A 6875-nucleotide genomic window follows, 5' to 3' on the forward strand; every position below is an offset into this window, starting at 1 on the left:
GCCGAGGCGTTGGTGATGGCGTAGTACACCAGGACGCCGAAGGCGGAGAAGGCGATCGAGCCACGCAGGTCGGTGACCAGGACCAGGCCGATGACGACGGCGGCGACCAGCATCTCGGCGTGGTGGGGCACGCCGTAGCGTTCGTGGACCGCGGCCAGGGACCGGGGCAGGTGCCCGTCCGCGGCCATCGCGGCGGTGGTGCGCGAGACACCCAGCACGAGGGAGAGCAGGGCGCCCAGGCTGGCCACCGCGGCACCGGCGACCACGGCCGGGGCCAGCCAGTCGAACCCGGCGACCCGTACGGCGTCGACCATCGGGGTGTCGGTGGTGGACAGGCGCTCGCGGCCCAGCACGATCAGCAGGCCGGTGCCGACGACCAGATACAGCAGCAGCACGCCGCCCAGGGCCAGGTTGACGGCACGGGGGATGGTGCTCCCGGGATCGCGGACCTCACCGCCCAGGGTGGCCACGCGCGCGTACCCGGCGAAGGCGAAGAAGACCATCCCGGCGGCGCCGAGCACACCGAAGGACCCCGGCCAGGGCCCCAGCCCCTCCACCTCGGCGACGGCGGCCAGGCACCCGCTGAGGGCCATCGTCACGGTCACGGCGGCCAGGACCGCCAGGACGCAGACGAGCAGGATCTTGATCACCAGTGTGGAGCGACGCACCCCGCGGTAGTTGAGCGCGGTGATACCGATCACCACGGCCACGGCCGCGGGCCTCTCCCAGCCCGGGAGGAGGTAGGCGGCGAAGGTCAGCGCCATGGCGGCGCAGGAGGCGGTCTTGCCGACGACGAAGGACCAGCCCGCCAGGTATCCCCACAGTTCACCCAGGCGTTCGCGCCCGTACACGTAGGCACCGCCGGACTCGGGGTGGCGTGCGGCGAGCCTGGCCGAGGAGACGGCGTTGCAGTAGGCGACGGCCCCCGCGATGAGGATGGCCACGGGCAGCCAGGCACCCGCGCCGAGCGCGGCCGGGGCGAAGACGGTGAACACCCCTGCGCCGAGCATCGCACCCGCGCCGATGGCGACGGCGTCGACGGTGCCCAGGACGCGGGCGGGTCCGGTCTGTGGTCCGGAGGAGGAGGTGGTCAACGGGTCTCCCTTGCGTGAGTACTCCCGGCTCCCGCCGGGCGGCAGCGCTCCCTTCCCCGGACGCCTCCGGCAAAAGCACAGCGGTACCTCGGGACGTGACGGCGGGACCTCGTGTGCCCGGCTGGCGCATCCTCCCCCGTCGCGGCCCTGGTCGGACACGGCGGCGTTCCGGCCCCTCCTGGGCCGGGACACCCCCCCGGCACCGGGGCGAAGGTCGTGTCCGACTTCCGAGTGTGCACGATCCCGGTGACCACCGGGCGCAAACGGCCCATGGCGAACATGGCCGGTTCCGGTCCACCAGGTGTCGGCGCGGCCACATCTGTCCGCGAAACCCCGACAACGACGGATACGGACATGGGGAGATCCGGTGCGGGGCGGCCCCGCGTCCCTCACCGTCCACGCCGGGCTGACCGGCTCGGAGTGACGGTCCCGGGCCCGGTCCTCGGGGACGGAGGCCGACCGTTGGGGGTGCTGGCCCGGACCCGTGCGCGACGCCCCCGTCGTGATGTGGCGGAGACGCGGCGTGGCCGTGGACGTTCACGGGCCCGGACCGGTGCCGGTCCGGGCCCGCGCCCGTGTTCCCCCGCCGCCACCCGTGGGGCGCGCCGCGGGGGCCGCCACCGGCTCAGGTGGGGCGCCACGGGGAGCCGGCGTTGTCGTTGATGTCCTCGGCGGCGACCTGACGGAGCTGGCGCGAGAGGTCGGACAGGGCGCGCGAGACCGCGAGCTCCTCCCCGATCTCGGGAACGTCCAGGTCCGTGGGATGCTTGCGGGCCATCCCGTGTCCGCGCAGCGCCGTCCCGTCGTCGGCGACCAGACCCACCTCGGCCCAGGTGCGCGCACTGTCGCCCTCGCTCTCCTCGGCGACCACGACGTCGACGTTCCAGCGCTTCATCGTGTGCATGGCCTCAGCCCCCTCCGCGTTCGCGCCCGTACCGCCGGGCGGGTGTTCGATGTGCGCGTCCGGCCCCGGGTAGACCAGATCGTCGTGGCCCCGCTCGGCGTCGTGCCAGTGCACCTGGTACGGGGGCGATCCGTCGCTCCCCCTGACCTCGGTGACGTCGCCCGTCCGGCGGTGGGTGTCGTCACGTGGGCTCTCGACGACCAGCCGGTCTCCTACCTGTGCTCGCATGGGTTCCCCCACAAACGTCGGATACCTCCATCTTCGGCACTCCGCGGTTCACGGGTGGGAGGGTTGACCCTTTTGTTGACGCGGTAAGGGAAGGTTTTTGCCAGGTACGCCGCCCGGCCGGGCCCCTGGTAGCGTCACGGCGTGGCCCAGCACTACTTCGACTCCGATCCGGGCGCCGCCAGCCGCCCCTCCACCGCCGACCTGGTCCTACCGGACCTGCACCTGCGGCTGCACACCGACCGGGGTGTGTTCTCCCCCGACAAGGTCGACCTCGGCACCCGGGTGCTGCTGGAGACGGTCCCGGCGCCGCCCGCCGACGGGCACCTGCTCGATCTGGGCTGCGGCTACGGACCCATCTCCCTGACCATGGCCTCGCGCGCGCCCGGCGCGCGGGTGGTGGGCGTGGACGTCAACGCCCGGGCCGTGGGGCTGGCGCGGCGCAACGCCGCCGAGCACCGGCTGGACAACGCGCGGTTCGCGGTGGTGGAGGCGGGGGGCGAACCGGCCCCCGACCAGGGCGCCGGGGACGGAGCTCCCAGCGCCCGGGACCTGCTCGGCCCCTTCGACGCGGTGTGGTCCAACCCGCCCATCCGGGTCGGCAAGGAGGTCCTGCACGCGATGCTGCGCACCTGGCTGGGGCGGCTCGCCCCCGAGGGCGTCGCCCACCTGGTGGTGCAGCGCCACCTGGGCGCGGACTCGCTCCAGAAGTGGCTGGACACCCAGGGGCTGCCCGCCGAACGCGTGGCCTCCCGGGCGGGGTTCCGGGTGCTCGCCGTGCGGCGTTCCCTGCCTTGAGACGGCTTTTGCCATGATGTGTCCGGGGTCATGCGTGCACCCACGCACAGTGACCTGTACTCTGTGGCGAACAGACGACCTCCGGGAACAGCCCGGGAACACCCGCCGAGGAACACACCGCAGTTGAGCACGCAGTTGCGTCCCACGGACGTCAAACGCCTGAACCGCCAGTGGCGCAGGCGCACCGAGGGGCGGCTCGCCCTTCTCGTCGAATCGGTCACTCAGCCCTACAACCTGGGCTCGATCCTGCGCACCGCTGCGACCTTCGGTGTCGACCGTCTCTGGCTCACCGGCAACAGCGCCGATCCCAACGACCCCAAGGTCGGCAAGACCGCCCTGGGCACCGCCGCGAAGGTGGACTCCACCCGGACGGCCTCCACCGCCGACGCCCTGGCCGCCGCGCGCGCCGACGGGTACAAGGTGGTCGCGGTCGAGCTGGCCTCCGGAGCGCTCCCCCTGCACGCGGCACCCCTGGAACCCGACGTGTGCCTGGCCGTGGGCGCCGAGGACCACGGCTGCTCCCCCGCCCTGCTGGCGGGCGCGGACGCCGTCACCTACGTCCCGCAGATCGGACGGGTGGGATCGCTCAACGTGGCCGTGGCCACCGCGATCGCGCTCGCCGAGGCCCGCCGTCGCGAGTGGGCCGCCCTCGGCGGCGAGGCCGACGCCCCCGCCGGAAACTGAGCATCCGGGAACATTTCCCCGGAGTCGTTCGTCCTTATCCGCAGTGGACACCAGTCACACACGACGCGCCAAGGCGCAGAGAGAGGAACAGTGGACCCGTCCCGAAGTACCGGCAGCATCTTGAACAGATGCTGTGACACAGACGACGAGCCCCCTTCTCCGAAGGGTGCGCACCTTCGTAGGGATCCGTCCCCGAAGCGGAACCAGGTGGTGCGTGCCCGATGACGAGCACCATCCTCAGCATTGCCTTCGGGATCCTGGTGGTCTTCCTGATCACCGTGGCGACGGGCTACTTCGTCGCCCAGGAGTTCGGCTACATGGCCGTGGACCGCTCGCGCCTGCGGGCGAGGGCAGCGGCCGGTGACGCCGGGGCCAAACGGGCCCTGGAGGTCACGAACCGGACCTCCTTCATGCTTTCCGGTGCCCAGCTGGGCATCACCGTGACCGCCCTGCTGGTGGGTTACGTGGCCGAGCCCATGATCGGTGAGGGCGTCGGCGAACTCCTCGGCCTGGCCGGAGTCCCCGCGGGGACGGGCGTGGCCGTGGGAACCGTTCTGGCCCTGTTGTTCTCCACCGTCGTGCAGATGGTCTTCGGAGAGCTCTTCCCCAAGAACCTGGCCATCGCCCGGCCCGAACCGGTCGCGCGCTGGCTGGCACTGTCCACGCGGGGCTACCTGCGGATCTTCGGCCCCGTCATCTGGCTGTTCGACCAGGCGGCGATCCTGCTGCTGAAGGCGGTGCGGATCGAGCCGGTGGAGGACGTCCAGCACGCGGCGACCGCCCGCGACCTGGAGAGCATCATCGCCGAGTCCAAGGCCAGCGGGGACCTTCCCCCGGAGCTGTCCACCCTGCTGGACCGCACCCTGGACTTCCACGAGCGCACCACCGGGCACGCGATGATCCCGCGTCCCGAGGTGGCCACCGTGGAGGAGGGCGACCCGGTCAGCCGGGTCGTGGAACTCATGGCCTCCGACCACTCGCGCTTCCCGGTCCTGGGCGACGGCGTGGACGACATCGTCGGCGTCATCTGCCTGCGCGACGTGCTCGCGCTGGGAGACCGCGACCTGAGCACCACCAAGGTCCGCGAGGTGGTCAGGCGGACGGCGATGCTCCCCGCGTCGCTGCCGCTGCCGGTGGCCCTGGACCAGCTGCGCGAGGCGGGCGAGGAGTTCGCCTGCGTCGTGGACGAGTACGGCGGTCTGGCCGGGGTCATCACGACCGAGGACCTGGCCGAGGAGCTGGTCGGCGAGATCGCCGACGAGCACAGCCCCGAGGAGAAGTCGCCCGCCTACCTGGAGGGCGAGGGCTCCTACCTGGTTCCCGGCGCGCTGCACATCGACGAGGTCGAGCGCCTGATCGGACACGACCTGCCCTCGGGTGACTACGAGACCGTGGGCGGCCTGGTCGTGCACGAGCTGCACCGGCTCCCCGAGACCGGGGACACGGTCTCCGTCGTGTTGCCCCGCCCGGCCAGCGCGCACGACGACGACCCCGACATGGGGTTGACGATGGTCGTCAACGCGGTACAGCGGCACATCCCGCACACCGTGGAGCTGCGGTTGCGTGAGATGGCCGAGAACGAGACGAAGGAGGCGTCGGCGTGAGCGACATGCCCGTGTGGTTGGCGCTGGTGCTGACCGTCGTGATCATCGCGCTGAGCGCCTTCTTCGTGGCGGGGGGGTTTGCCCCGGTGGCGGCGCGCCGCTACCGGCTGGAGGAGGCCGCCGAGAGCAGCTTCTCGGCGCGGGCCGCGGTCCGGAGCGCACGCGACCTGTCGCTGCTGCTGGCCGGTTCGCAGCTGGGGATCACCCTGTGCGCGCTGGCGCTGGGCGCGATCTCCAAGCCCGCCGTCCACCACCTGCTGGAGCCCCTGTTCGGGGCCCTGCCCGAGGCGGTCGGGTACGTGGTCTCGTTCGTGCTGTCGCTGGTCGTGGTGACCTTCCTGCACCTGGTGGTGGGTGAGATGGCGCCCAAGTCCTGGGCGATCTCGCACCCGGAGAGGTCGGCGATCCTGCTGGCCGTGCCGATGCGGGCGTTCATGTGGTTCACCCGGCCGCTCCTTCTGACGCTCAACGGTATGGCCAACTGGTGCCTGCACCGTGTCGGTGTCGAGGCGGTGGACGAGATGTCCTCCGGGCACGGCCCCGATGACGTGCGCGAGCTGGTGGAACATTCGGCCAAGGCCGGTGCGCTGGACCCCGAGCGCCGTGACCAGCTGGCCACCGCGTTGGAGGTCAACTCCCGTCCGCTGGACGAGATCGTCACCCGGCGTGAGGAGATCGCGTCGGTGTCCCCGGACTCGGGGGTGGAGGAGATCAAGCGGGTGGCCCGGGAGTCCACGCATCTGCGGCTGGTGGTGATGGACGGGGGCGAGCCCGTCGGCGTGCTGCACGTGCGTGAGGCGCTGACGAGCCCGGAGGGGACCACCGCGGCCGACCTGATGCGTCCGGTGCTCACCCTGCCCTCGGAGACGCCGATGTACGCGGCGATGGGCATCATGCGCGAGAGCCGCAGCCACCTGTCCCTGGTGGAGGCGGACGGCGAGGTGATCGGCCTGGTCACCCTCCAGGACATCCTGGACCGTCTGCTGCTGTTGGACACCGCCGCCTGAGGCGGTGCNCGGTGGGGGCCGTGGGAAGGATCTGATCCTTCCCACGGCCCCCTCGTCGTTGGGACGCCCGGACCGGCTCGGTCCCTTCCCTGGCCGTCCGGGAGAGTACTGTGCCTGTGAGAAAGCCCCGGACGGCGAGGGCACCGACGGATTCTTCGGGGACGTCGCCGCGGCGACCGAACCGGTCCTGAGTCGAGACGACTCCGGACGAGTCGCACGGACGCCCCCGGACCGCCCCCCAGGCCCCTGGCGAGTCTCACCTTGACCGTCACCCCTCAACAACGAGCGGAGACCCACGTTGGCCCCCCAGGACCCCCCGTCCGCGCCGCATGACGAGCCCCCGACGGAGCACACGCCCGACCGGCTCTCCGTGCTGCTTGGCAACGCCACCCTGCTCGGCATCGGCTACATGCTGACGCGCCGTCCACGGCTGGCGGCCGTGTCGCTGNCGCCCTGCTCTCGCTCGTCGCCCTCTATCCGCACGTTCTGGCGTGGAGGTTGCTGCTTCCGGTCTGGTGGGCGGCCGTTCTCCTCCACACCTGGCGGGTGGGGGCCCCGG

General features: G+C 71.9%; 5 protein-coding genes and 1 pseudogene (1 of these 6 cut by a window edge). 4 read left to right on the forward strand and 2 right to left on the reverse strand.

Annotated elements, in window-relative coordinates:
* Nucleotides 1-1094 (reverse strand): annotated as a pseudogene (locus D455_RS28935) (APC family permease) (it extends 174 nt beyond the left edge of the window).
* A 625-nt stretch (nt 1095-1719) separates the two neighbouring features.
* Entirely contained in the window at nt 1720-2226 is a 507-nt protein-coding gene (locus D455_RS32430; protein WP_026122234.1) for a dsRBD fold-containing protein, read from the reverse strand.
* Nucleotides 2227-2367: 141 nt separating this feature from the next.
* Between D455_RS32430 and D455_RS0102090 the strand changes: the two genes are divergently transcribed.
* The 4 genes from D455_RS0102090 (at nt 2368) to D455_RS0102105 (ending at nt 6316) form a co-directional block, all read left to right on the forward strand.
* Nucleotides 2368-3021 carry a class I SAM-dependent methyltransferase gene (locus D455_RS0102090; RefSeq protein WP_017569107.1) on the forward strand — a complete coding sequence of 218 codons (654 nt, stop codon included), beginning with the start codon at nt 2368-2370 and terminating at the stop codon, nt 3019-3021.
* Between the two features lie 123 nt (nt 3022-3144).
* Entirely contained in the window at nt 3145-3705 is a 561-nt protein-coding gene (locus tag D455_RS0102095; protein ID WP_086003334.1) for a TrmH family RNA methyltransferase, read from the forward strand.
* Nucleotides 3706-3926: 221 nt separating this feature from the next.
* On the forward strand, nt 3927-5309 hold the full coding sequence (locus D455_RS0102100; RefSeq protein ID WP_017569109.1) for a hemolysin family protein: 1383 nt from the start codon (nt 3927-3929) through the stop codon (nt 5307-5309).
* The gene (locus tag D455_RS0102105; RefSeq protein ID WP_017569110.1) at nt 5306-6316 is read left to right on the forward strand and encodes a hemolysin family protein; all 1011 of its coding nucleotides are present in this window, start codon (nt 5306-5308) and stop codon (nt 6314-6316) included. The genes D455_RS0102100 and D455_RS0102105 overlap by 4 nt, the downstream gene beginning before the upstream one ends.
* Nucleotides 6317-6875 lie beyond the last annotated feature (559 nt).

It is taken from the genome of Nocardiopsis halotolerans DSM 44410, assembly GCF_000341065.1.
Taxonomy (GTDB): domain Bacteria; phylum Actinomycetota; class Actinomycetes; order Streptosporangiales; family Streptosporangiaceae; genus Nocardiopsis; species Nocardiopsis halotolerans.